This is a genomic window from Paenibacillus sp. NPDC056933 (genome assembly GCF_042674385.1).
In the GTDB taxonomy this organism is placed as follows: Bacteria; Bacillota; Bacilli; order Paenibacillales; family Paenibacillaceae; genus Paenibacillus.
The window spans coordinates 105,002-129,843 of the sequence record NZ_JBHUQN010000002.1; the positions used below are offsets into that span (position 1 = coordinate 105,002).

Below are 24,842 nucleotides of genomic sequence, written 5' to 3' on the forward strand. Positions count from 1 at the left end.
TATGGCCTCCTTTAATTTTAACTAATCGTAATTATTACTATTTAATGATATTAGCCTATACTTTTTCTTTTGTCAACATTACAAGTTTTTAAAGGCTCTAACCGAAACCGAATTTGGGGATCGTTATCCCTTACGTGAAAATAACTCTTTTCAGGGCAAATATAACGTAACGGCAACTTAGCCTTGTAAATCGTAAAGATATAGATTAATTGAAGGGAACGTGTATGTTGCGGACAGTACAAGCATATATTTCACCAAAGTCCCGGTTCTGGAGGTCTATCCCATGAAAATGGCAGCTAATCTAAAGCTCCTGTCATTCCTTATTCCCTGTGCATTTCTTGTTCCCGTGTTAATCACAATGGCTCCTGATCTGAAAGAAGCATGGAACAGTGAAGCCTTACAAAATATGAAAACGATATTCATCAGCATTTTCCTCGAAGCGGCTCCATTTCTGCTCATAGGGGTGTTGTTGTCTTCGCTGATGCAATGGTTTGTTTCGGAGGAAATGATTCGTAAACTCACGCCCAAGAACCCCATTGGGGGTGTTCTGGTCGCTGGTCTGCTGGGAATCATTTTCCCCATCTGCGAATGTGGCATGATCCCGGTCGTACGTCGGTTGATGCATAAAGGCATGCCGACCTATATCGCGGTGACCTTTATTCTTAGCGGCCCTGTTGTAAATCCAATTGTTTTTACCGCGACTCTGCTCGCTTTTCCTTCCCATCCTGAAATTACGATTGCCCGTATGGGACTGGCCTTTGCTGTTGCAGCTTCCATTGGTGGTCTGGTCTATATGTTCGTCCGCCAGAATCCCTTACGTAAGCCGAAGGCTATAGTGACGGAGATCAAGACACATCCTGGATTTAAAATGGCACAGCCTCATTCGCACGCTGTCGACCATGATCACGCACGTGATAAGAACTGGCGCAGTTTTTTCATTCATGCCGGTGACGAATTCGTCGATATGAGCAAATATTTGGTGATTGGCGCTCTCATTACAGCCAGCATTCAAACCTTTATCAGCCGCAGTGATCTCATTTCTTTGGGCAACGGCCCTGTCGCCTCCTATGCATTCATGATGGGTTTTGCGTATGTATTGTCTCTCTGTTCGACATCCGATGCATTCGTAGCCTCTGCCTTCTCTCACACGTTTGCGTTAGGGCCGCTGTTATCCTTTCTCGTTCTCGGTCCAATGCTAGATTTCAAAAGCACATTGATGCTGCTCTCCGCCTTCCGAACCCGGTTCGTTATTGGTTTGAGCCTGGCCATTATTATGTTGGTTTTCGCCGGGTCGTGGTTGATTAACCTTTTGGCATGAACATTGATGAACATGTTTAATGACATTAATTATTAAGTGTATGAACTTTCATTTTGGCTACAATGGGCTCGTTCATTATCCTGCTTATCCGAGAAAGCATTCACGAAGTCATGATCTGATTAAAAGAGGTGATTACATGAACCATTCTGGTTATACGATGTCCAAAGCTCCTGTTTCAAAATCTCCACCCATCCAATGGCATAACCTGATTCGTGCGTTGTGGATGTGCGGGTTGGCTGTATACATCATTCATTTGAATACAAGCGATTCTCTTCATTATTATCTGGCACCAACAATGCAACGATTGCTTCTCTGCTGTCCTGTTCCCTTTTTATTTATTGCCGCTATCATGGCCTGGCACGGACTGTTTGGCAATAACCAGCTCCATTGTGACTGTGAGCATCCGCCTCCTTCGGGATGGGTACGCAGTACGCTGATTTATGGCTTGATTGCCATTCCTTTAGTACTTGGTTTTCTTTTGCCCGATCAGGCGCTAGGCAGTTCCATGGCCAGTCAAAAAGGCATGTCACTTTCCTATGGACCTCCAGAGATTCGTCGAAAGGAACCTTTACCTGATACAGCAGAGCTGAACATTAAAGACCTATCCAAAAAAACTGCAACTGTTGAATTATCTGCGCCTTCCGCAAAAGTACAATTCGTCCCCCCGGACGAGTACAGTCTTGAATTTGCCGAACTGGCAGAGAAATTATATGCCGAATCGGTCATCAAGGTATATCCCGAAATCTTCTCCGAGACGTTGGGCTCCATCGACATGTTCCAACGACAATTTGCAGGCAAGGACATCTCCCTGACAGGGTTTGTATATCGAGATAAAAGCATGGATCAGGAATCGCATTTTGCATTAGGGCGATTTCTGGTGATGTGCTGCCCCGCAGACGCTGCTCCCTTTGGTGTGATGATTCATGTCCCGAATGCAGACAGCTTTCCAACAGACAGTTGGGTACAAATCGATGGCACAATTGGATCGGCTCAGGTGAATGGTAAAGATACCATTGAGATTCGAGCAGAAAAGGTAACACCTGTCGAACAGCCATCCACCCCTTACATTTACACGAATGCAGATTCGGTAAAGGCGTATGATAAGTTACAAAATAAATAAGAAAAGCCCCGAAGCTATGGAATGCATAGCCTTCGGGGCATTGAATTTAATTCAGGCATAAGATTAAACCTTGTTTGCTTGATATATTATTCAGTAACGATATCATGAACCAATACAGGCGCATCGGCGTGATCCGCAATCGTAATGTTTTCTTTGATCTTCGCGATTACGTCTGCCACGTCTTCACGATTGGCATGGATGGTTACGAGCGATTCGCCAGCTTTAACCGGGTCACCCACTTTTTTGTTGAGCATCAACCCCACGGCGAGATCGATCTCGGATTCTTTCGTTGCACGGCCTGCGCCAAGCAGCATTGCCGCAGTACCGATTTCGTCAGCAACGATGCCAGCTACATAGCCGTCTTTATCCGCTGGTACTTCCACCAGATATTTTGCCTGTGGCAAGCGATCCGGATGATCTACTACTGAAGCGTCTCCACCTTGGTTTGCCAGGAAATCTTTGAATTTCTCCAGCGCTTTACCGTTCTGAATCACTTCTTTCAATTTCTCTTCAGCTTGCTCCAGAGAGTCTGCTTTACCAGCAAGGAATACCATTTGACGTCCAAGCGCCAGACACAGTTCTTCCAGATCCTTCGGTCCTTTACCTTGCAGTGTAAGAATGGCTTCTTTCACTTCAAGCGCGTTACCGATAGCCAGACCCAGAGGTTGGGACATATCGGAAATGACAGCCATCGTTTTACGTCCAACATTGTTACCGATGCTTACCATAGCATGTGCCAGTTCTTTCGCATCTTCCTTAGTCTTCATGAATGCCCCAGCACCTGTTTTGACATCAAGTACGATGGCATCAGCACCTGCTGCAATTTTCTTACTCATGATGGAGCTGGCGATCAGTGGGATGGAGTTAACGGTAGCTGTAACGTCACGCAAAGCATAAAGCTTTTTGTCTGCTGGCGTAAGGTTGCCACTCTGACCGATAACAGCAACTTTGTACTCGTTCACGAGTCGGATGAACTCTTCTTTCTCCAGCTCCACATGGAAGCCTGCAACGGATTCCAGTTTGTCTGTTGTACCACCTGTGTGACCTAATCCACGTCCGGACATTTTGGCAACAGGAACATCCAGAGCAGCAACGAGCGGTGCGAGTACCAACGTTGTTGTATCACCCACACCACCTGTGGAGTGCTTGTCTACCTTGATGCCTTCGATTGCGGACAAATCGATTGTTTCGCCTGAGTTTACCATGGACATAGTTAAATCCGCGCGTTCCTTGTCGGTCATATCCTTGAAGAATATTGCCATCGCCCATGCGCTGACTTGGTAATCCGGGATTTCACCTTGTGTGTATCCTTGTACAACAAAATCAATCTCAGCTGTTGTCAGTTCTTTTCCGTCGCGTTTCTTGGCAATAATGTCTACCATTCTCATGATGATCTCTCCTTCGTTGTGGGTGATTATATAGAACACTTTGTGCTGCATCCGTTCCGGCTCCGGATCGTTCTTTCGATCGCTGTTGTCTCCAAATTTCTTTAATCCATTTTGTAATGGAGAAAACTCGGAGACAAAGGCGATGCATATGCTTCCGAAGTAGTTTTCTTGCAGAAAACTTGTAGCTAACGCTTCTTGAGAATCGATTCCGTTTCCTTCACTACGTGCTCAGAACAAAAGTTTTGATCAAAATCAATTGATTATTAGTGCAACAATTACAGCGTGATTGCTGTTTCGAGGGCTACCACCATCATGTCGTTGAACGTTTTTTGGCGTTCTTCCGCGGAAGTTTCTTCACCTGTCAGCAAGTGATCACTTACCGTCAGGATGGTCAGTGCGTTTACGCCAAATTTGGCGGCAAGTGTGTACAGTGCTGTTGTTTCCATCTCAACGCCCAGTACGCCGTGTTGCATCAATTTCTCAGTCACGGAACGATCGTCACGATAGAAGGAATCGGAGCTGAATACGTTACCGACATGGATTTTCATGCCTTTTGCAGTTGCACGATCATATGCTTCTTTGAGCAGGGAGAACGTAGCGATCGGCGAAAAGTCATATCCACCAAATACAAGCTTGTTCATGCTGGAATCTGTACAAGAAGCTTGAGCGAGAATGACATCACGGACATGAACATGTTCTTGCATGCCCCCACAAGTCCCTACACGAATCAGGTTTTTTACGCCATATTCGCTGATCAGTTCGTTAGCATAAATGCTGAACGAAGGAATCCCCATGCCGGAACCTTGCACCGAGATTCGGTGTCCCTGATATGTACCCGTGAATCCGAGCATGCCGCGAACCTCGTTGTAACAAACGACATCTTCGAGATACGTATCCGCAATAAATTTTGCTCGCAATGGGTCTCCTGGCAAAAGGATCGTTTCTGCGATATCTCCGGGATTAGCTCCAATATGTGTACTCATAATTAATCTCCTCCAGTTATCCATGTGATTGAATGAAGGTCAGGACCGGAGCAGCAGCACTGCCCCAGTCGTTGTCCTGTCCTACTTTTTCATTAAAAAAATAACTTCTATTCCCCGTGTGCCGTTAAAAGCGTTTATCTCACTTCAAGTCCTTCAGGAAACTTGTGCCGTATTCCGGCAGTTTCACCCCGAAGTTCTCAGCTACTGTAGCTCCAAGGTCTGCAAACGTGCTGCGCAGCTCGAGTTTTTTACCTCCATTGAAGCGTGGCGAGTAGACAAGCAGTGGCACATACTCCCGTGTGTGATCCGTACCGCGGTAGGTTGGATCATTACCATGGTCAGCTGTGATGAACAGCAGATCATCGTTGGTCATTTTGCTGAAAATCTCAGGCAGACGAGCATCATAATCTTCAAGCGCCTGAGCATAGCCTTGTGGATCACGACGATGGCCGTACAGGGCGTCGAAGTCAACCAGGTTCAAGAAGCTGAGTCCAGTGAATTCTTCATCCATCGTTTCGGACAATTTGTCCATGCCATCCATGTTGGAAACGGTGCGAACGGACTTGGTTACACCTTCGCCATCGTAGATATCTGCGATTTTACCCAAGGCAATTACGTCAAATCCGCCATCTTTGAGTTCATTCATCACAGTGCGGCCAAACGGTTTAAGCGCGTAATCATGACGGTTGGCTGTACGTTTGAAGTTACCTACTTCTCCTACAAATGGACGGGCAATGATACGTCCCAACATGTAGGGATCATCAAGCGTAATCTCACGGCAGAACTCACAGATCTCATACAGTTCTTTCAAAGGAACAACATCTTCGTGAGCTGCAATCTGCAGAACCGAGTCTGCGGATGTGTATATAATCAGGGAGCCTGTTTTCACATGCTCTTCGCCCAATTCATCAATGATTTCCGTGCCGCTGGCCGGTTTATTCCCAATCACCTTGCGACCTGTTTTTTCCTCAATGCGCTGAATCAATTCATCCGGGAATCCGTCTGGGAACACACGGAAAGGGGTATCAATGTACAGGCCCATCAGTTCCCAGTGACCCGTCATGGTGTCTTTGCCTCTGGATGCTTCCTGCATCTTGGTGTAAAAGGCTTTTGGTGCATCCGCTACAGGGACACCCTCAATTTCCTTAATATTGGACAGTCCAAGACTGGCCATATGAGGCATCTTCAACCCTCCGCGTTCACGTGCAATGTGACCAAAGGTGTCGACGTCGAAATCATCGAATTCAGCCGCATCCGGCGCTTCACCGATTCCTACGGAATCCATAACAATCAGATGTACTCTTTTAAAAGTTGACATAACTTAAGCACTCCTTCCAATAATCCGGCTTATAAGAACAGTCCGGCGATGATCGCAGACAGCACGCTGACAAGCGATGCACCGTAAAGCAGCTTCAGACCGAAGCGGGCCACCACGTTACCTTGTTTCTCATGAAGTCCCTTCACTGCACCGGCGATAATACCGATGGAGGAGAAGTTGGCAAACGATACGAGGAAGACGGATACGATCCCTGTTGTTCTGGCAGACAATGCCGTCTGTTTTGTCAGATCAAGCATAGCGACGAATTCGTTGGATACCATTTTGGTAGCCATAATGCTTCCCGCCTGAATCGCTTCCTTCCAAGGAACACCCATAATGAAGGCAAATGGTGCAAACACATAACCAAGCAGTTGCTGGAACGAAATGCCGAGCACCGCACTGAAGATCCCGTTAACGAGCGCGATCAAGGCAACAAAACCGATTAACATCGCAGCAACGACGATGGCAACTTTGAATCCATCCAAGATGTACTCGCCCAGCATTTCGAAGAAGGACTGTTTCTCCTCTTCCTGCACTTCCAATATATCTTCTTCTTCCGTTACCTGATAAGGATTCACGATGGAAGCAATGATAAAACCGCCAAACAGGTTCAGCACGAGAGCCGTAACCACATATTTTGGATCAATCATGGACATATAGGCACCGACAATCGACATCGATACCGTGGACATCGCTGAGGCACACAAGGTGTACAGCCGATGTTTAGGCAACAACCCAATTTGTTTTTTCACAGAAATGAACACTTCAGATTGCCCCAATACAGCCGAAGCAACCGCGTTATATGATTCCAGTTTGCCCATTCCGTTGATTTTGCTTAGTACCAGACCAATATATTTTATAACAAAAGGCAAGATTCGGATATACTGCAATATCCCAATGAGCGCTGAGATGACGACGATTGGCATCAAGACACTGAGGAAGAACGGCGCGCCCCCACTTTCTGCACCTACGGTAGTCAAACCGCCGAACACAAATGAGATACCTTCATTCGCATAGGCAAGCAAACTTTCAAATACGGTCGCGAAACCGCCAATCAAAAAGGTACCCACTTCCGTGTTTAACAATGCATATCCCAGTATAACTTGCAAAACAACCATAATGATTAGTGGACGATATCGGATCTTCTTTTTACCGTTGCTGACCAGATAAGCTAGTCCAAAGACAACAAGTATACCAAGAAGGGCAATTAGGAATTTCATTCTATCTCTCCTTTGAAGGTAGTTAAGCCGGATGTTCATTCAGCTCAAAGGTTTACCATGTATGTGATGAATTATCCTTTCAGAAAACAAGTAAAGCGCTTACAATAAATTCGGTCTTTTTAAGGAATATTTTTTGATAAAAAAACGGAATAGAATCTTCAGGACAAGAACCTGTTCTCCACCTCCGCTTCCCACGGAATATGAAGAACAAGTTCCTCCTGTAGATCTTTAACTCACTTCAATTGAAACATCCAACAACTCTCGAATTAATAAGTCGATGTAGACTGTTGGCCCTGCATGATTTTCACACCAGAACTGGCGCCAATCCGAGTTGCTCCTGCTTCGATCATTTTTTGCATATCTTCCAGACTTCTCACGCCGCCGGAAGCTTTCACACCAATGTCAGGACCTACAGTGCGACGCATCAAAGCGATATCTTCTGGCGTTGCTCCGCCCGTAGAGAACCCTGTAGACGTCTTGACAAAATCAGCTCCTGCTCTCACGGCTGCCTGACATGCGCGTACTTTCTCTTCATCCGTCAACAGACAAGTTTCAATAATGACTTTCACCAATGCTTTGCCTGCTGCTGCTTCAACAACTGCACGAATATCCTGTTCCACAACATCATCTTTGCTGTCTTTCAAAGCACTGATGTTGATGACCATATCCACCTCAGTAGCACCTTTAGCAATAGCGTCTTTGGTTTCGAACGCTTTGGTCTCGGTAGTGGAAGCTCCCAAAGGGAAACCAATAACGGTGCAAATATCTACGCCAGTACCTTGAAGCTGCTCAGCCGCGTAAGCAACCCAGCCCGGGTTAACACATACCGAAGCAAACTGATATTGCTTTGCTTCTTCTGTCAATTTGGCCATTTCACTTTGTGTAGCATCTGCACGAAGCAAGGTATGATCGATCATTTTGGCTAATTGTGGTGTTGTCAATTGAATCTCCCCTTATCTGAACAAGTTATTTTCTATATCCCTACCCTAACATGAACATATGTAAAAATCAATATGAACTTTTGTTCAAGTTTGAATCATGACGCAATCCAAGGTGATTTCATTCAAGAAATGACTTCCCAGGATGCAATCACTGTATATTTTCTGCCTAAGAAAGCAAAACATCCGCCCATGTCACGTGGCAGATGTTGTCATGCAATCCAATTAAAATCGTAGCAGAGCCTGAGCTGTGTATTGGTCTGTAACCAAAATGTTCGCATAATGACCTTTAAGTGCGGCATGAATAGCTTCTATTTTACGCTGCCCACCAGCCACGAGGATGGATTTTTCCTTATTTCGCAGCTCAGCCAGATCAATTCCGACGGTTCTGTTGTTAATCTCTTCACTGATCAACTGACCCTCGGCATCAAAAAAACGTGAACAAATGTCACCCGCGCCTGAATGCATCAGCAATTGCTGTTCTTCATCAGTGAAATATCCCAATCTGAACAAAAGTGCATCTTCCTTCACTGTCCCTACGGTAAACATGGCTATGTTAGCCTGTCTCCCAAGCTCCACAATTCTGCCAATATGTCGGTCCGCTTCCACCATTTTTTTGACTTCAATATTGTCGAAGATCACGGGCAAAGGCAAATATCGGGGAACCGTATGAAAAGCTTCAGCAAATAAATGAACGATCTCTGCCGCATACGTATTTACATGGGAATGGCTCACGCCTCCCTTTAGTTGAACGACCTCGACTCCTTTGACCTGCTTCGGACGAAGTTGACGGGCTACGGCATTCATCGTTGTTCCCCAGGTAACGCCAATAATGTCTGCATCCTGAACCGTATCCTGTAAATAATCTGCCGCTCTTTTGCTGATATGTTTCAAAATCTCTTCATCACTCTTCAACGGGGCAAAACAGACAAGCGCAGTATCCAGGTTATACTTGGCCTTGAGCTCGCCGGCGATAATGTCGATATCCTCCAGCGGGTCCATGATTTCAATGCGAACGTAACCGCGATCTTTCGCATACTGAAGTAACCGAGATACCGTAGGACGTGATACCCCCAGTCTGACTGCAATATCTTGCTGGCTGTAATCCGACTGATAATACAATTTCGCTGCTTCAATGCTTAATCGTTGTTTCTCCAGATCCATTCCCATATGCGCTCATCTCACTCATTCCTGTTATCGTTCGAATTCACCTTACATCAATAGTATTATACATGATTGAGGACCAGGTCACTATGCAAGTATAAAACGTTAAAAACGATGCATACTACAGCGGTCGCTTACTAATGTGGGACCTTTTTTGCAAAAAAACATCATAGAGAGGAAGAAAAGCATGTCTACATTATTGTATATTACTGCCCATCCTCATGATCATGAAACCTCCTTCAGTATGGCTGCAGGCAAAGCATTCGTTGATGCATATCGTGAAAGTCATCCCTCTGACGAGGTCGTCCACCTGGATCTGTATCGATCTGACATTCCTCATATTGATGCTGATGTGTTCAACGGTTGGGGCAAACTTCAATCCGGCAGCGAATTGACTTCTGGAGAACAGTCCAAAGTACAACGTTTGAATGAATTGTCCGATCAATTCGCCTCTGCCGACAAATATGTTTTTGTGACACCGATGTGGAACTTCTCCTTTCCGCCCATTATGAAAGCTTATATCGACTCCATCTGTGTGGCTGGCAAAACATTCCGTTATACGGAACAGGGTCCTGTCGGATTGCTTTCCAACAAAAAGGCACTGCATATTCAGGCCCGTGGCGGCATTTATTCTGAAGGACCTGCGGCCCAAATGGAATCCGGCCATCGTTATTTGAGCATTATTATGTCTTTTCTGGGTGTTCCGAAGCTTGAAGGTATTTTTGTGGAAGGTCATAACCAATATAAGGAACGTGCAGATGAGATCAAACAGCAAGCCATGGAACAGGCAAGAACATTCGCCAAACAATTTTAATCTTTAAATAAATTGGTACAGCTGCAACAAACACAAAACCCGCGTGCTAACCCAAGATCATATCTCAGGCCAGCACGCGGGTTTCTATTTTGTATAATCAACCGAAGAGCTTATTGCTGTCTAGCACTGGCACGGCTCATGGTTTCAAGTTTGCGAGTAATGGCATGGCGGTCTACTTTCAGTCCCCAAATGGCTTCAATAATCTGTTCTTTCTCTTCAGGACCCTCTGCATTTTTCAGTTGCATTAACAGATCATGCATCTGTTCGTTAATACCTTCAAATTGACTCCAAAGATCCTGTCTGACCTCGGTTGAATCCAGATGATGATTAGCATCCACTTCTTCTTTCAGTGCCTGCAGAATGGCCTCTTTCCACTCCTCATCACCCAGCTGTTTCGCTATGTTCAGGAGATCCAGATAATCGTCAACAAGAAGTGAGTTCAATTCAGCATGTGTTTTCATCGTTTATTGCATCCCCTTTGCATCTATTTACCCAGTATTATACTCGGTATTTCGGGATATGCAAGACTTGTCGAAAAAAGTTAGTTAATGTATTAGGGACTATTGGATGATTATGGGCCAAAATGAGTGCTTTTTATGAACAAACTTTCGATCTATGTTTAGTTAAAAAGTAAGTTTGGTTTGTTCCTGTACCCTTTCTACAAGCAACCGACACAAAATAAAGCCGATGACCACATACACACCAATCATGCCGACAATGCCAATCCAACCCAGATGGCTGTAAAGTAGTCCTCCTCCAGTTCCGCTGACACTTGATCCTACGTAGTAGAAAAACAAATACAAGGCATTGGCCTGGGATTTGTGCTGATCTGCCACGAGTCCGACCCAGCTGCTTGCGATGGAATGTCCGCCAAAGAAACCAAAAGCAAACAGGGCAAGTCCAATTATTTTGACCCACAGCTCAGGGTGAACGGTACAAACTGCACCAGCCAGTATAATACCCAGCGCGATTCCAAGGACATTCGATCTTCCATACCGATCTGCAAGTCTGCCCATCCAGGTGCTGCTCAACGTACCCATAAGGTACACGACAAAAAGGCTGCCGACGACCGACTGGCTTAGATGATAAGGTTCTCCTGTCAATTCAAATCCGATGTAGTTGAACAACGTCACGAAGCCCCCCATCAGAAGAAAGCCCAGCCCGTACAGGCATAGTAGCTGTGGATTCCGACACTGTGACCACAAAAGCGGAATGATCTTTTTGAATCCAGGAGTCTCTTTGACAAAATGGCGGGAGGGCGGGATGACAAGCCAGAAGATAACAGCCGCACATAAGCCAAGAATACCGATAAAACCAATTGCGGCACGCCAACTGAACCAGTCTGTGATCACGCCGCTGATAAAACGACCAGCCATACCTCCAATCGAATTTCCGCTGATATAGAGGCCCATGGCATACCCTAGACTGGCAGGCTCAATTTCTTCGGACAGATATGTCATGGCTGTCGCGGGCAGACCGGCAAGTGCAACTCCCTGGAGAATGCGAAGCAGAAGCAGCTCAGTAAATCCAGGGCTTAACGCGCTAATCATTGCAATAATAGATGAAACAACTAAAGCTGCTGTCATAATAAAGCGTCTTCCCAATGAATCGGATAAGGAACCGATGAACAACATGGTCAGTGCCATGGCAATCGTCGTAACTGAGAGGGTAAGACTGGAATGTGCAGGAGAGATCGCAAATGCCTCGCTAATCTCGGGCATCAGGGGCTGGAGGCTGTATAGTAACGCAAAAGTCACAAAACCTCCGGCAAACAGCGCAAGGCTAATGTTACGAAACGTCTTAGTTCCCTGCTGAATCATGATATTCCAACTTTCTCGGCAGGAAAGCTCCATGATCGGCTGCTGACTGATCGCTTGGCTGAAGCCTTCCATTAATCGTTATTTAATGAACAGTTTACGCTCCATATGAGTCAAAAACTCATATCCATCCGGAGTTACAACAACCGTATCCTCGATTTGGAAGCCACCAGCGCCGAGCTCATAATATGGTACCTCCACACAAAGCACCATGCCGGGCTCCAGTATGCGCTGGTCACCAGGAGAGAGGGTCATGTCGTCGTACAGTTCCAAGCCAATGGCATGACCAACATGCTGACGTCGGTAATGCGGAATTCCCTCACGCTGCACGCGAGACACAGCCGCATGAAATACGTCGGAAGCCTTGACGCCAGGGCGCACGGTTTCAAGTGCAGTCTCCCATCCGCTTTTCACTGCATTAAAATGCTTTTTCATCCAGGGAGTTGGCTCTCCGGCCACAACAGTACGTCCTGTATCTCCCCAGTACCCTCCCAGCTGCAAGCACAGATCAAAGCGGATCTGATCCCCTGACTCGATGGTATGAAAATAATTTTCGATGAGCGGCAGCGCACTGCGCGGACCCGCCCCTACCGCAGTCATTGCAGGTGTCCCACCTGCTCTCATCACAGCCAGTCGATAATGGTCGGCAAGTTGCTTCTCATGAACACCGGCTGCGATCAGATCAATCAGCTCTTGCTCAATTCGTTCATTCACTTGGGCAGCCTGTTGAAGCTGCTCGATTTCGAAAGGTGTCTTAACCAGGCGGATTTGGCGAAATAGCTTATAAGCGGGAACAACCGATCCTTGAGGCGCATCCTCCGTGATCCGGGCCAAAATTTCAGGAGCGATTCGCATCTCATCGATTCCAATCGGTTGATTCTCGATGTCGAGCTTTTTCAGTGCAGCCTTAAGTGCTTCGATGGGTCCTGGATGAATGACTGTCGTTTGTAGCAGAGAGTAGAACAGATCAATGTCATCTGTAGAAGGTTTGCCTTCGATCGAACCTTCCACGAAGAAGTCACTGTAGGCAAATATATCTACTCCCGTGATACCAAATTGAGCCACAACGCCCAAACGATTCGTCGGAATGACGATACATGGCCGAGCTGATCGGTCGGCAGGCAGAATGGCGTAAATCTGCATCGTCCAATTGCTTGCGCGTAGCTGGGAGCCGATGACATAGTGAATATTTTCCGGAGTTGTTGCGATCAGGGCACTAAGTCCCTGGGCGTTCATCACGTCTTCCGCCCGGTTCCGGTTTAGTCCCGAGCTATGGGATATATGATGTGAATTGTTCATGATCCAGACCTCCTTTTGTTTTTCCTGCCCCCAAACAAACTCTCAAGTCCGGGTACTGAGCGAAGTACCAGCTTGATGATCATGAACAGGGCTAGTGCAAAAGCGATAAGTACGACGGAAACAACAGCGATGGTCGGGTCCTGCCACTTTTCCATGTACAGGAACAGTTGTATCGGCAGGGTGTAGCTGTCCTGACGAAGCAGAAGCAATGCAGCCTCTACCTGGTCAAAAGTGAAGACAAATGCGATTGATCCTGAAAGGAGTAAAGATAGTCTAAGCTGAGGCAATGTGATTGTAAAAAAGATACGCAGTGGCCCTGCTCCAAGGTCTGCTGCCGCCTCTCGGTGTGCGGGTTGCAGATTGGCCAACGCACTGCCCACAAGCGTCAGCACGAATGGAAGCACGATGACCGCTTCACCCAAAATGAGAGCAAACAATCCGCCTGCAATATGCATTTTGGAGAACAAAATTAGGTACGCAATACCGAGCGTAATTTTCGGCATAACCATTGGGGATACAAAAAATGCTCTCAAGATGCCAGCACCCGGGAAAGGGTAATGTACGATAGCCAGCGCCGCGAGTGTTCCGGTAATCAGCGCCAGCAGTACCGCTCCTGTGGAGGCGATCAAACTGTTCTTGAATGCAACCAGAAATTGAGCCTGCTCTCCCAGATTCGCATACCACTTCAGGGTAAGACCTTCCGGCGGGAATGTACTGGCCGATCCGGAACCTACCGATGTCAATAGGATCATAAGCAGTGGCAATAGTAGGTAAACCGCAACGGCCCCTGCAAATATATAGAGCAGCAGCTTGGTGAACCTGTTGGACTTAACCATAAGCCTGACCTCCCTTCCGGGAACGACGGAACATCAGCATTTCTGCTCCTTTATTGACCAAAAGTGAAACGATGATGGAAGAAACGAGCAAGAACATACTTGCTACCGCAGCCATTGGCCAGTTGGTATCCAGTGTTCGCTGGTAAATAAATACCGGCAGTGTCATGACTCTGCCTCCGCCAATCAGTTGAGGCGTTGTAAAGGCCGTGAGGCATAGCGTGAATACAATCTGTACCCCGCTAGCAATACCTCTCGCTGATAAAGGCAGGGTAATCGTGAGGAATGTCCGCCAGCTTCCTGCTCCCAGATCCTGAGCAGCCGCTTTTAGCGAAGCGTCACTTTGCGACAATACATTCAGGATCGGAAAGACCATGAACGGCATAAAAATATGAACAAGTGCGACGACCACACCAGTCTCGTTATATATCATACTGAAGCCTTCATCCGTGATTCCAAGACGTATGAACAGCCAGTTCATGAAACCCTGTTTGGATAGCAGCAGCTGCCAGCCATAGGATCGAACAACCGCGCTGACAAGCAGCGGAAGAAACGTAAGCAGCAGCAACCATTGCTTCATGCCCGGTTTCTTCAGGCCGGCAATACAATAAGCTAGCGGGTATGCAAGTAGCAGGCTCCATAGCGTGACCTTGAAGGCAACGCGAAATGTGGTGCCTATCAGCTTCCAATAGTACGGATCGGACAGAAAAGCGCGATAGGCATCCCACTCCCAGCCCCTGATGAGCTTGCCATTTTCATAGATATCAAAGCTGTACCTGCCAAAGATGAGCAGACCACCCAGATACACGATGCCCATCAGGGCCAGAGCAGGAAGCAGAAGCAGCAACTGGGTAATCCACTGGCGGTTTTTGGATGAATACAGATTCACGATCCGATCTGCAATCCGATTCATATCCCTTCCTCCTGTACCGGATCATGCAGCAACGGTTCGGATAACAGGAGCGCGTCCTCCGGATCAAAGCCAATCCGAATTGGCTCCCCCGGACTAAAACGAGTGGCTCCCCGCTGATGCAGTACACTGGCCTGAATCAGAAACCCCTCAGCAATCTGGATCGTATAACGAATGTTCGCCCCGCCATACACTGCTTCTATAACACGTCCATCCAGCTTGTTCAGGCAAGGGTTCGCATCTTCTCCAAGTCGAATATATTCGTTGCGAATGGACAACGAGTGCCGGGCACCTACTATGGCAACCGGGGTGTCCTCACTTGTCTTCACCAGCAGCGAATACCCGAAGCATTCAACCCGGATTCCATTCGTATCCTGTCCAAGCACCGTTGTTGCCAAAAGATTGGTATCGCCGATGAACTTGGCCACGAAGCTGTCTGCTGGTCTTTCATAGATTTCATCAGGCGTAGCATATTGCAGCAGCTTACCAGCGCGCATGACGCCGATCCGGTCTGACATGTTCATGGCTTCATTCTGATCATGCGTTACAAAGATGAATGTACCGCCGAACTCTTGTTGTATGCGTTTCAGTTCGCGCTGCATATCCAGACGCAGCTGCATGTCCAGTGCGGAAAGTGGCTCATCGAGCAGCAAAACTTCGGGTCTGTTGATTAATGCGCGAGCAATTGCTACGCGTTGAGCCTGCCCCCCGGACAACTGGGAAACAGCTCGTCTGCCATAATCTCCGAGCTGTACCAGCTCTAACATTTCGTGTACCTGCCTCCTGATATCGGCTTTCGGTAACTTCTTCACCTTTAGCCCGTAGGCGATGTTGTTAAATACGTCCATATGCGGGAATAGCGCAAGCTGCTGAAAAATCATGTTGCTGTTACGACCATAGGCCGGGATGCCAGTTACATCCCGGCCTCCCAGCATAATGCTCCCCTGATCCGGCTGCTCAAGTCCGCCAAGCATCCGCAGCAGTGTTGTTTTGCCACAGCCACTCGGGCCTAACAGGGAAACGAATTCTCCCTTCTTCACCTGCAGTGACACCTGGTTAACCGCGGCTCGCTCTCCGTAGGTCTTTGTGACTTCTCTTGTTTCAATGGAAATGAGTTCTTGTTCACTGCTCATCTCTGTTTCCCTCCCGTCGATAATGGGTTCGAAATAGAACCCGTTATCGTGGTTTGTCTGAAAACCATCATTTATTGAAGTTTGGTTTTGACGAGTCGGTCCCATAGTTCCTTCCAAGAAGAGCTGTTTTGAGCAAGAACATCCCAGTCCGGATTAATCCCGTTGCTCTGTGTTTCCACGGAGAAGGAAGGATCGTCCTTGTATTTGTCCGGAACGGCAGCAGTTGTGCTGGTTACCGGTGTACCTGTTGCTTCAGCGTATTGTGACAGCGCGTCTGCGCTCAGCAGCTCGTTGATAATTTCGTTGGCTACACGTGTCTGCTCAGGTGTTGACCCCTTCACAACCTGAAGTGTGTACGGGAAGGAAATGGCTCCTTCGCTCGGATACGCTACAGCGAGTGGAGAACCGCCATCAATCCATGTCTGTGCAACCTGTGCACTGAAAGGAGCAATCAGAGCATCGCCCGACTCCAGGAGAGCCTTCAACTGGTCATTGGATGTAACTAATGTACCGATCTGGTCACTGTGATCTGCCCAGAACTGGAATGCTGGCTCAGGATTCTCATACGATGCGCCAAGCTCCTGTCCTTTGACTGCAAGGAGTGGAGAAATATAGGAATAGAACATGTAGTCCCAGAGTGCGGTTTTGCCTTTGAATTCCTCGTTATCCCACAGATCGTTCCAGCTTGTTGGTGGTGTTTTTACAAGGTCTTTGTTATAGACAAGAGCGAAGCTCGAAACTCCCCACACAACACCCTTATTGTCAGGCTTGTGGAACTGCTCCGGGATATCCTTGATATTGGTCACGATGTTTGTGTCCAGTGGCTCCCACATATCATCGTTCAAGCCTTTTGCCGTCGCATCTGCGTTGAAGTAACCAAAGTTGACAACTGGATTGTTGGGATCTGCCTGCTTGCCAGCGACCATTTTCGGATACATGACTGCATTGGATGATTCCTCAAAGGTAACCTCGACGTTTGGATGCTCCTTGACGTAATTTGCAACCACTTCTTTTGGAACAACATCCTGATTGGAGCCAGCCCAGATAAACATGGTCAGTTTAACCTTGTCTCCGCTTCCTCCGGAAGAATCGGATCCTCCTGCAGTATTGCTGGAGCTGCTTGCTCCACCGCATGCAGAAAGCACCAGTATACCGGCCAGTGTCAGTGAGGCGAGGCTGAGAAAGCGTTTCTTGTTTGATTTAAACATGCGAATTTCCCCCATCGATTTAGTTGGTTTTACGGATGTTACAAAATTAAATCGTTTTCCTTCATGTAACTGATCACTGCAATCCTATTTTCTGACGTAACCCTTCCATAATGCCTGATATCTCATGTGGGGATACGGATACGGACGCTGTTTGCTTCTCCTCCACTACTCCCATGGTCTGACGCTTCAGGTAGTCTCTGAGTGCAAGCGGAACATTCAGCAGTGCCTGATTCAGCGATACTTGCATCTCGTCAGTCCATATGGTCTCGAACTGTTTCCTTGTCCAGCCATAATCGAATTCTTCATGCTGCCGTTCCCGCTTGGCCCGCAACTGTCTGGTCTCACTCTCGTTCAGGTTCCGGCCTTCTATGACTACACCATACAGTTCAAGAGCTTTTTCCGTGGATACCAGTCCTCTTCTTACATCCTCCAGAACCAGCAGTGGATCCCGATCAAATGGATCGCCATATCCACCTCCGCCCTGTGAAAGGAATGTCACCGTCTCTCCGGGTTGAAGCAGCAACTCATCAATTCTTCCCAGATGATGTTCACTTGCACGTCCAGCATTGAGAATCGCTTCCCCATGGGTACCCACACCCCCGCCAAGCCTGCCCCACGGATGAAACTCCATACGCTCCATATTTCTGGCGGTCATTACGGTATCAGGTGTAAGAATTTTGACACACAGGTCGATTCCGCTTCCACCACGGAAGGTTCCAGCACCAGCGGAATCAGCACGAAGGCCATAATGCTCTATGAGCACAGGCATCTCGGATTCTACTGTTTCCGCAGGAATATTTCGAAGATGACCCACGGCAAAATCCATGCCATCAATCCCGTCTTTCATCGGTCTTGCTCCTGAACCGCCGCATATCGGCTGGATCACGCCAACCTTTTTCTTGCCATCTGACGCATCTGTCATCGCCATCATAACGATGCATGCCTGTCCGGCTCCTGCGGCGGGAACCTTGCTGGCCTGGGCTTTCCCAAGAGCGCCTGTGATGACATCCATCAGCCGAATAAAGGTAGCCGCTCGTGCCCCAACCGCAGCCATCGGCTCCGGGTTGAGAACTGAAGCTGGCGGTGCGTAATTTCGCACCATACGAATCATGCCCGAATTCCATGGAATCGTTGGATCGAGCGTACGGAAATAACGAATGAGTGCGGGAACCAGCATATAATGCCCCTGCTGATTGTGGGTAGGAATATTGAACGAAGCTCTGACCTGAGGGTCGGTACCGCTAAAGTCCAGGTGAATGTCACTGCCCGCTACCGTCATTTTGCAGCGCAACCGGATGGGATAACCGCCAGGACCTTTCTCCAGATAGTCCCAGAACTCATACGAACCGTCCGGGATCTCCTGTACGATGGCGCGGGCCTTCAACTCAGCGTATTCCAGCAAATGCTCAATGCCCTGCTGAATTTGCTCTACACCGTAGCGGCCGATAAGCTCTTCAAGTCGCTGCTCCCCCCGATTCAAGGCTGCCATCAGTGCCTTGAGGTCACCAAGGTTTTGCTCCGGAATGCGGCTATTGTCCAGAAACATACGCAGTATCTGCTCGTTAAGAACGCCTGCTTCATACAGCTTGACTGGCGCAATTCGAATGCCTTCCATATGAATATCGTAGGCACTTGGAGATACGCTCCCCGGTACCTTACCACCTACATCGGAGGAATGAACGAAGCACATGCCGTATGCGATGATTTCCCCTTTGTGAAAATAGGGCTTGATCAGATGAACATCTGGTAGATGTGTCACCATGCCTTTGGTGGAATAAGGATCATTGCAGATAACCAGATCGCCTTCCTTCCAGTCTGTAATGCTATTTATGGTCGCCGCTGCGGGGATGCCAAGGGACAGATTGTAACCCGTCTCCAATGGTGAACCAAACGTTTCCCCGGATGGTGACAAGAGGTAAGTTCCAAAATCGCCCGTTTCTTTAACAAAAGCGGTGAATCCCGTGCGCAGCACGACATTGGCCATTTCCTCCACCGCAGCCTGAATCCGGTTGTTGAAAATCTCAAGAAAAACCTTGTCGCCAATCATTGCTCCACCTCCCCAATCACATTCCCGTAACCATCCCGGTACACCATAAAGCCAGGCGGGATGAAAATGGTTGTATCATATTCCTCCACAATAATGGGCCCGTGAATGGGAATATCCAGTGGTATCTGTCCCCTCTTTAGAACTTTTGCTGTTCGCTGGGCGTGGTCAAAAGTGATGATCCGTTCTTCTGCTTCACTCTCATCGAATGGCAACTCTGCCGGAGATGCCGTGCTTTGGGTGGGCAGAATGCCAACAATGGTCGCCCTTAGACTGACGAACATCACATCAGCTTCCGGCTGGCTGATGCCAAACACATTGTGGTAGAACATATGGAATTTGTTCCTTGCTTTCTCAGGATCGGCGATTTCTTCGGAAGTGAGGGTAACCTCCAAATCAAAGGCCTGACCTTCGTAACGCATGTCGGCGCTATATAAGCAATAGATATGTTCCAGTTTCACTCCACCACGTGCTTCCTCTTCAACCCAGCTCCGCCCTTGATCCTCCAGTCTGGTATATAGATTCGATAACTCACCAGGCTCAAGCGTCTGACTGCTTTTGTGCAAGGTATAAACGAAATCATTGCGAAGGTTGGCAACCGTGCAGCCCATGGCACAAAGTGTTCCTGGAGATGGTGGGATCAGCACACTGCGGATGCCTACTTCACGCGCCATGAGAAAAGCATGCATCGGCCCAGCTCCACCATAGGCGAGCAACGTAAAGTCACGGGGATCAACACCCTTGCGTGCCATGAGCGGAGAGAACTGGGCATACATATTGGCGGTGGCCACATCAAGAATGGCCTGTGCAGTTTGCGTGGGACTTAGTCCAAGACGTTCGCCAAGATTGCCAAGAGCACGTTCTGCAAGCTCGGGGTAGAGACGCATCTGTCCGCCAAGGAATCGATCAGCTTGCAAAATGCCGAGTTGCAGATAGGCATCCGTCGTTGTTGGCTCTTCTCCCCCACGATGATAGGAGGCTGGACCCGGATTGGCTCCTGCGCTTCGTGGTCCCACCTTGAGTACGCCTACGGAATCGAGCCAGGCAATTGATCCCCCACCCGCTCCAATCGCGGTTACATCCACAGCCGGAATGATGACTGGAAAATCCCCAACCTTATTCTCGGTAGAATAGGCAGGCTCTTTATCGATGAGGGCAACATCAACGCTTGTCCCGCCCATGTCGAACGTGATGACTTGATGAATGCCGGCCTGCTCGGCAATATGGGTTGCGGCGATTACGCCGGAAGCAGGTCCGGACAGGAGAGTACGTACAGGCTCTTTGGCCGCTCTGGCCGCCGTCATGATTCCACCATTGGACATCGTGGACAGCAGATTGGCTTTCAGGCCGTAAGCGCCAATTCCTTCTTGCAGACGCAGAAAGTATGATCCCATGCGTTCCCCAACATATGCATTCATGGCTGTGGCGAGTGTACGTTCGAATTCACGCTGCTGTGGCCAAATGGCACTACTTCTGGAGAGAAACAGGTGCGGATGACGTTCCCTGATTAACTCTTCCGCAAGCTGCTCATGAGCAGAATTGACATAAGCGTGCAAGAAACTGATCGCCAAGGCTGTAATTCCCTCTTCCACCAGCTCGTCTACCGCTTGAAGCAGTTGTTCCTGATTCAGTGGTTGAAGTATGTTTCCGTTCGCAAGTGCTCGTTCATCCACTTCCTTGACGAGATGTCTCGGAACAAGCGCATCGGTCTTGTCACCATACAGATTGGTTGTATCCTCGAGTCGAAGCCTCCGAATCTCAAGGATATCCCGGAAACCTTTGGTGACCATCAGACCTGTAACTGCGCCGTTACGCTCAATTAGGGTGTTAACACCAAGCGTTGTTCCGTGAACAAACAGATCGATCTCATGAAGATCGACTCCGCTTTCCTTGAGCTGATCAAGTGCATTAAAAATCGCCTGTTCCGGAGCTGCTGCAATCGATGGCGTCTTCAGTGCCGCAATCACCCTGCCATGATTGTCCATAACCAGGGCATCCGTGAATGTGCCTCCGATATCTATACCTAATCGATAAATTGTTTTCACAAGCTCAACTCCTTTATCACCGGGCCATATCCGAAGTTATATTAAGGTTCTGCATGGCAAAATATCGTTTGACATCCTCAATCATCTGGTTAATGTGATTCACCATTGCCGCTTCAGCCTGTTCCGGGGAGCCTGCTGCTACAGCTTCCAGAATCCGCTGATGGTCCACGACCAGTTCGCTTCCTACTCTTTGCCTAATATAAGCTGTTTCCAGGAAATCACGGCTTGTCTCCCAGACCAGTTCAACCGCATGCAGCAGAATCTGGTTTTGAGCCGCATAAGCCAGCAGCCTGTGAAATTCCCGGTCCTCCTCGTAAGGAATAATATTCTGGGAAAGCAATTGATGCTGGGTCGCAATGGAGGCTTCCAGCAGCAATATGTATTCTTTGGAGGCTCGTTGTGCTGCCAGGGAAGCAATCTCCCGCTCCAGAGCCCTTCTGGCTACAAGAACATCGAGCAGAGCCTTTTCACCGGAATGGTTCAGCATCTGAATGAGCTGGGAATTCACACTTTTTTGCTGTAAATCCCTCTCCAGAATCTTGATTCGCTCCAGCCCCTGTTCGGTCAGAACCCTTCCCTTCCGGCCCTCCAGTATCGTAAAACCCTCAACGTCCATCTCCATAAGTCTTCTTCCGATTGTCGCCTGACTTAGACCGTACGTTTTGCCCAGGGTATGAACCAACGTGCTGGCCCCGATGGGAGCGCTCGCGTCCCGAAGCTGCTTCAGCAGATCGTATTCCAACTCCAATTCGTTTAGCTCAGGACCCACTAAATTCACCCCTCATATATAAATAATTGTAGTTCTTTTGTTGTTACTCACTGATGATTAACGACAGTATACCTTCAATCGACAATAATTTCAATAATTCTTACCCAATTACTATGTATTATTTTTTTCACCATGTGCTCCCCGTTTGATCCAAATTAAAACAAGAGCAAATCACATCCTTTATTCCAGATTTTTTCTGGAGGACGTAATCTGCTCTTGTTTAGATAACCTCAATACTTCGTTTAATTATAAGTATTCAGCTATGACTTGAGTTGCTGCAGCAGCTGCACGCGGTAGGCTTCACTTTCAAGAGACTGGATCTCCTTGTATTCTTCCGCAGTAAGGACTTTGGGCTCCCCTGCAGCCTTGGCGATCATATATACTTTGGCGCTTTCCTCCACTACCTGAGTGCGGTAGTAGGCTTCACGCAGATTTTTGCCTGTAGTCACCAATCCATGATTGACCAGAATAAGCGCTGTATGTTCTTCAACCTTGGCAGCTACTGCATCGGCAAGGAGTTTGGTCGTAGGCAGAACATAAGGAACGAAGCCGATATCGCCCACAAGTGCCGATTGATCAGGGAACAAATGTGGCAATTCATCGAAAACGAGACTCAGTGCGATGGTATATGCCGGATGCGTATGCACAATAGCCTGAATATCAGGATTTACGCGATAACTGTATAGATGCATCAATACTTCGGAAGAAGGGCGTGTCGACCCCGCACGTGTCTCTCCTGTCGCAATATCAATGGCGATCCATTCGTCGGGCTCCAGATCCTCTAGTGCATAACCACTCGGCGAAAGCAGCATCGTATCCTCGGAGCGTGCGCTCAGATTCCCGCCTGGTCCTACCACCAATCCTTGGGCAACTGCCCTGCGGGCATATTTCGTCAGCTCTTCTCTTACGTGTTGTTCAGACATAATCCTCTCCACTCCTTAGACTTCTTCTATTTTAGCAATTTGCGGAATTCGATTTTGATTGCTCAAGTGCAAAGTGCTCATCTAACTGGATCTGTTCGCCAACGTCTGATTCAGGTTTTGGTAACCTTGGTAGGCTTCCTGCCACCTTGCGGTATCTTCTGGCTCATAAGTTTCGGGAGAAAAGGAAGAAGCCATAACTTCTCGTATCTCGGACAAGCTGCTTACTTCGCCATGGGCCAGGAGTTGCAGCATGCAATTTCCGGCTGAAGTTGCCTCGGCAGGACCCGCTATCACCGGAATACCTGCTGCATTTGCGGTAAATTGGCACAGTAAACGATTGTGTACGCCGCCACCAACCATATGGATCATACGAGGCCGTGCTCCTGTAATTAGCTCCAGTTCATCCAGAGTCTGTCTGAACTCCAGCGCCAGGCTTTCCAGAATACTGCGTACAACCGCTCCGATCGTTTCAGGTATTGCTTGCCCGCTGACGCTACATTGTTGCCGGATTCGTTCAGGCATATTTCCTGGCGCCAAATACACTCCATCTCCTGGCGATACATAACATTGATGAGCGGATGCCACAGCTGCGAGCTGGACCAGTTCCTCATAGGTAAAACGTTGGTTCTCTCGCTCCCATTGTCGTTTGCATTCCTGCAACAGCCACAGACCTGAACGATTCTTCAAGGTTCGCACCTTGCCGCTTACCGTTCCCTCATTGGTGAACCCCAGTTCACGGCTCCGATGATCCAATACTGGTGTATCGCGTTCCACACCCATGAGTGACCAGGTACCACAGCTAATAAAAGCAAATTCCGAACCTGTTGCAGAGATGGCCGCCAACGCAGATGCTGTATCATGCGAACCTACCGATATCACCTGCATCGGTCCAGTCCGTAACTCCGCACACAAGTCATCCGTTAACTGACCCAGGACCATACCTGGCTGAACAAGAGGAGGGAACAGGGTTGCCGGAATCCCCAGACGGCCCATTAACTGTTCATTCCAGCGAGCCTCTCCAGCATGTAACAAACCGCTTGTACTAGCAATCGTGTACTCACAAGCCTGCTGACCTGATAGATAGTAGTTGAACAAATCGGGCATCAATAACATGCGGATATCCGGCCGAATACCTTCGGAATGTTCCCGTACGCTACCAAGCAATTGGAATACAGTATTAATCTGCTGCGGCAGAACGCCCGACATGGAATACAGCTCTTCTTCATTCACAATACGCAGGACTTCTTCCATCCATTTTGCATTGCGTGATTCCCGGTAATGACGCGGGTTGAAGCACAGTCTTCCCGCCCCGTCCACCAATCCATAGTCGACTCCCCACGTATCCACAGCTATAGAACGAACCGGGTATGGAAAATTTTGCGTTGCTTTCACAATCCCTTGTTTTAATTCGTGGAAAAGTCGCAGGAAATCCCAGTACAATCCATCTCCCAGGTGTACAGGATCGTTACTGAACCGATGCATTTCCTGTAAAGAGAGTTTACTCCCGTCAAAAGTTCCCCGGACGACCCGACCGCTTCCGGCGCCAAAATCAGCAGCAAGCACATGTATTGCTTGGGTTCCCATCTCTCATGCCTCCT

General features: G+C 48.1%; 21 protein-coding genes. 3 read left to right on the top strand and 18 right to left on the bottom strand.

Translation table 11 applies throughout. From position 1 onward, the window contains the following. Positions 1 to 283: 283 nt before the first annotated feature. Complete coding sequence (locus tag ACFTRD_RS15440) at positions 284 to 1,318, top strand: permease (protein WP_379381560.1); 1,035 nt, start codon at positions 284 to 286, stop codon at positions 1,316 to 1,318. Between the two features lie 136 nt (positions 1,319 to 1,454). Then, positions 1,455 to 2,438 carry a TIGR03943 family putative permease subunit gene (locus ACFTRD_RS15445; RefSeq protein WP_379381562.1) on the top strand — a complete coding sequence of 328 codons (984 nt, stop codon included), beginning with the start codon at positions 1,455 to 1,457 and terminating at the stop codon, positions 2,436 to 2,438. Positions 2,439 to 2,524: 86 nt separating this feature from the next. Here the strand turns inward: ACFTRD_RS15445 and ACFTRD_RS15450 are convergent, their stop codons facing one another. The 6 genes from ACFTRD_RS15450 to ACFTRD_RS15475 form a co-directional block, all read right to left on the bottom strand. Next, positions 2,525 to 3,826, bottom strand: a complete 1,302-nt coding sequence (locus ACFTRD_RS15450) for a pyrimidine-nucleoside phosphorylase (protein ID WP_379381564.1) — start codon at positions 3,824 to 3,826, stop codon at positions 2,525 to 2,527. A 275-nt stretch (positions 3,827 to 4,101) separates the two neighbouring features. Continuing rightward, positions 4,102 to 4,809 (bottom strand): purine-nucleoside phosphorylase, encoded by a 708-nt coding sequence (gene deoD / locus ACFTRD_RS15455; protein ID WP_192267388.1) that lies wholly within the window; start codon positions 4,807 to 4,809, stop codon positions 4,102 to 4,104. 139 nt (positions 4,810 to 4,948) lie between these two features. Then, complete coding sequence (deoB, locus tag ACFTRD_RS15460; protein WP_379381566.1) at positions 4,949 to 6,127, bottom strand: phosphopentomutase; 1,179 nt, start codon at positions 6,125 to 6,127, stop codon at positions 4,949 to 4,951. 29 nt (positions 6,128 to 6,156) lie between these two features. Beyond that, the gene (locus ACFTRD_RS15465) at positions 6,157 to 7,347 is read right to left on the bottom strand and encodes a NupC/NupG family nucleoside CNT transporter (RefSeq protein WP_192267386.1); all 1,191 of its coding nucleotides are present in this window, start codon (positions 7,345 to 7,347) and stop codon (positions 6,157 to 6,159) included. A gap of 266 nt (positions 7,348 to 7,613) precedes the next feature. Beyond that, positions 7,614 to 8,264 (bottom strand): deoxyribose-phosphate aldolase, encoded by a 651-nt coding sequence (gene deoC, locus ACFTRD_RS15470; RefSeq protein ID WP_379383063.1) that lies wholly within the window; start codon positions 8,262 to 8,264, stop codon positions 7,614 to 7,616. Positions 8,265 to 8,510: 246 nt separating this feature from the next. Then, positions 8,511 to 9,449, bottom strand: a complete 939-nt coding sequence (locus ACFTRD_RS15475) for a DNA-binding transcriptional repressor DeoR (RefSeq protein ID WP_379383065.1) — start codon at positions 9,447 to 9,449, stop codon at positions 8,511 to 8,513. Positions 9,450 to 9,636: 187 nt separating this feature from the next. Here ACFTRD_RS15475 and ACFTRD_RS15480 point away from each other — a divergent pair, with 187 nt between their 5' ends. Further along, a complete protein-coding gene (locus tag ACFTRD_RS15480; RefSeq protein WP_379381569.1) occupies positions 9,637 to 10,263 on the top strand; it encodes an FMN-dependent NADH-azoreductase in 627 nt (208 codons plus the stop codon). 110 nt (positions 10,264 to 10,373) lie between these two features. On the opposite strand, the gene ACFTRD_RS15485 is transcribed toward ACFTRD_RS15480, so the two are convergent. The 12 genes from ACFTRD_RS15485 to ACFTRD_RS15540 all read right to left on the bottom strand — a co-directional run bounded on the left by ACFTRD_RS15485 (position 10,374) and on the right by ACFTRD_RS15540 (position 24,828). Further along, positions 10,374 to 10,724, bottom strand: a complete 351-nt coding sequence (locus ACFTRD_RS15485) for a hypothetical protein (protein WP_379381571.1) — start codon at positions 10,722 to 10,724, stop codon at positions 10,374 to 10,376. A gap of 162 nt (positions 10,725 to 10,886) precedes the next feature. Beyond that, positions 10,887 to 12,083, bottom strand: coding sequence for an MFS transporter (locus ACFTRD_RS15490; RefSeq protein WP_379381573.1), 1,197 nt, complete (start codon positions 12,081 to 12,083; stop codon positions 10,887 to 10,889). 78 nt (positions 12,084 to 12,161) lie between these two features. Further along, positions 12,162 to 13,379: a M24 family metallopeptidase gene (locus ACFTRD_RS15495; RefSeq protein ID WP_379381575.1), complete on the bottom strand. Its 1,218-nt coding sequence runs from the start codon at positions 13,377 to 13,379 to the stop codon at positions 12,162 to 12,164. Beyond that, the gene (locus ACFTRD_RS15500) at positions 13,376 to 14,215 is read right to left on the bottom strand and encodes an ABC transporter permease (RefSeq protein ID WP_379381577.1); all 840 of its coding nucleotides are present in this window, start codon (positions 14,213 to 14,215) and stop codon (positions 13,376 to 13,378) included. Before ACFTRD_RS15500 ends, ACFTRD_RS15495 begins: the two co-directional genes overlap by 4 nt. Further along, positions 14,208 to 15,125, bottom strand: a complete 918-nt coding sequence (locus ACFTRD_RS15505) for an ABC transporter permease (protein ID WP_379381579.1) — start codon at positions 15,123 to 15,125, stop codon at positions 14,208 to 14,210. The genes ACFTRD_RS15500 and ACFTRD_RS15505 overlap by 8 nt, the downstream gene beginning before the upstream one ends. Next, on the bottom strand, positions 15,122 to 16,255 hold the full coding sequence (locus tag ACFTRD_RS15510) for an ABC transporter ATP-binding protein (protein WP_379381580.1): 1,134 nt from the start codon (positions 16,253 to 16,255) through the stop codon (positions 15,122 to 15,124). The genes ACFTRD_RS15505 and ACFTRD_RS15510 overlap by 4 nt, the downstream gene beginning before the upstream one ends. A gap of 71 nt (positions 16,256 to 16,326) precedes the next feature. Continuing rightward, positions 16,327 to 17,463, bottom strand: a complete 1,137-nt coding sequence (locus ACFTRD_RS15515) for an ABC transporter substrate-binding protein (RefSeq protein ID WP_379381582.1) — start codon at positions 17,461 to 17,463, stop codon at positions 16,327 to 16,329. Between the two features lie 73 nt (positions 17,464 to 17,536). Beyond that, positions 17,537 to 19,510 (bottom strand): hydantoinase B/oxoprolinase family protein, encoded by a 1,974-nt coding sequence (locus ACFTRD_RS15520; protein ID WP_379381584.1) that lies wholly within the window; start codon positions 19,508 to 19,510, stop codon positions 17,537 to 17,539. Beyond that, positions 19,507 to 21,552 (bottom strand): hydantoinase/oxoprolinase family protein, encoded by a 2,046-nt coding sequence (locus ACFTRD_RS15525; protein ID WP_379381586.1) that lies wholly within the window; start codon positions 21,550 to 21,552, stop codon positions 19,507 to 19,509. Before ACFTRD_RS15525 ends, ACFTRD_RS15520 begins: the two co-directional genes overlap by 4 nt. Positions 21,553 to 21,568: 16 nt before the next feature. Then, positions 21,569 to 22,321 (bottom strand): FCD domain-containing protein, encoded by a 753-nt coding sequence (locus tag ACFTRD_RS15530; protein ID WP_379381588.1) that lies wholly within the window; start codon positions 22,319 to 22,321, stop codon positions 21,569 to 21,571. Positions 22,322 to 22,581: 260 nt separating this feature from the next. Beyond that, positions 22,582 to 23,244 (bottom strand): class II aldolase/adducin family protein, encoded by a 663-nt coding sequence (locus tag ACFTRD_RS15535; protein WP_379381590.1) that lies wholly within the window; start codon positions 23,242 to 23,244, stop codon positions 22,582 to 22,584. Positions 23,245 to 23,325: 81 nt separating this feature from the next. Further along, complete coding sequence (locus ACFTRD_RS15540) at positions 23,326 to 24,828, bottom strand: rhamnulokinase (protein WP_379381592.1); 1,503 nt, start codon at positions 24,826 to 24,828, stop codon at positions 23,326 to 23,328. Between the last annotated feature and the right edge of the window lie 14 nt (positions 24,829 to 24,842).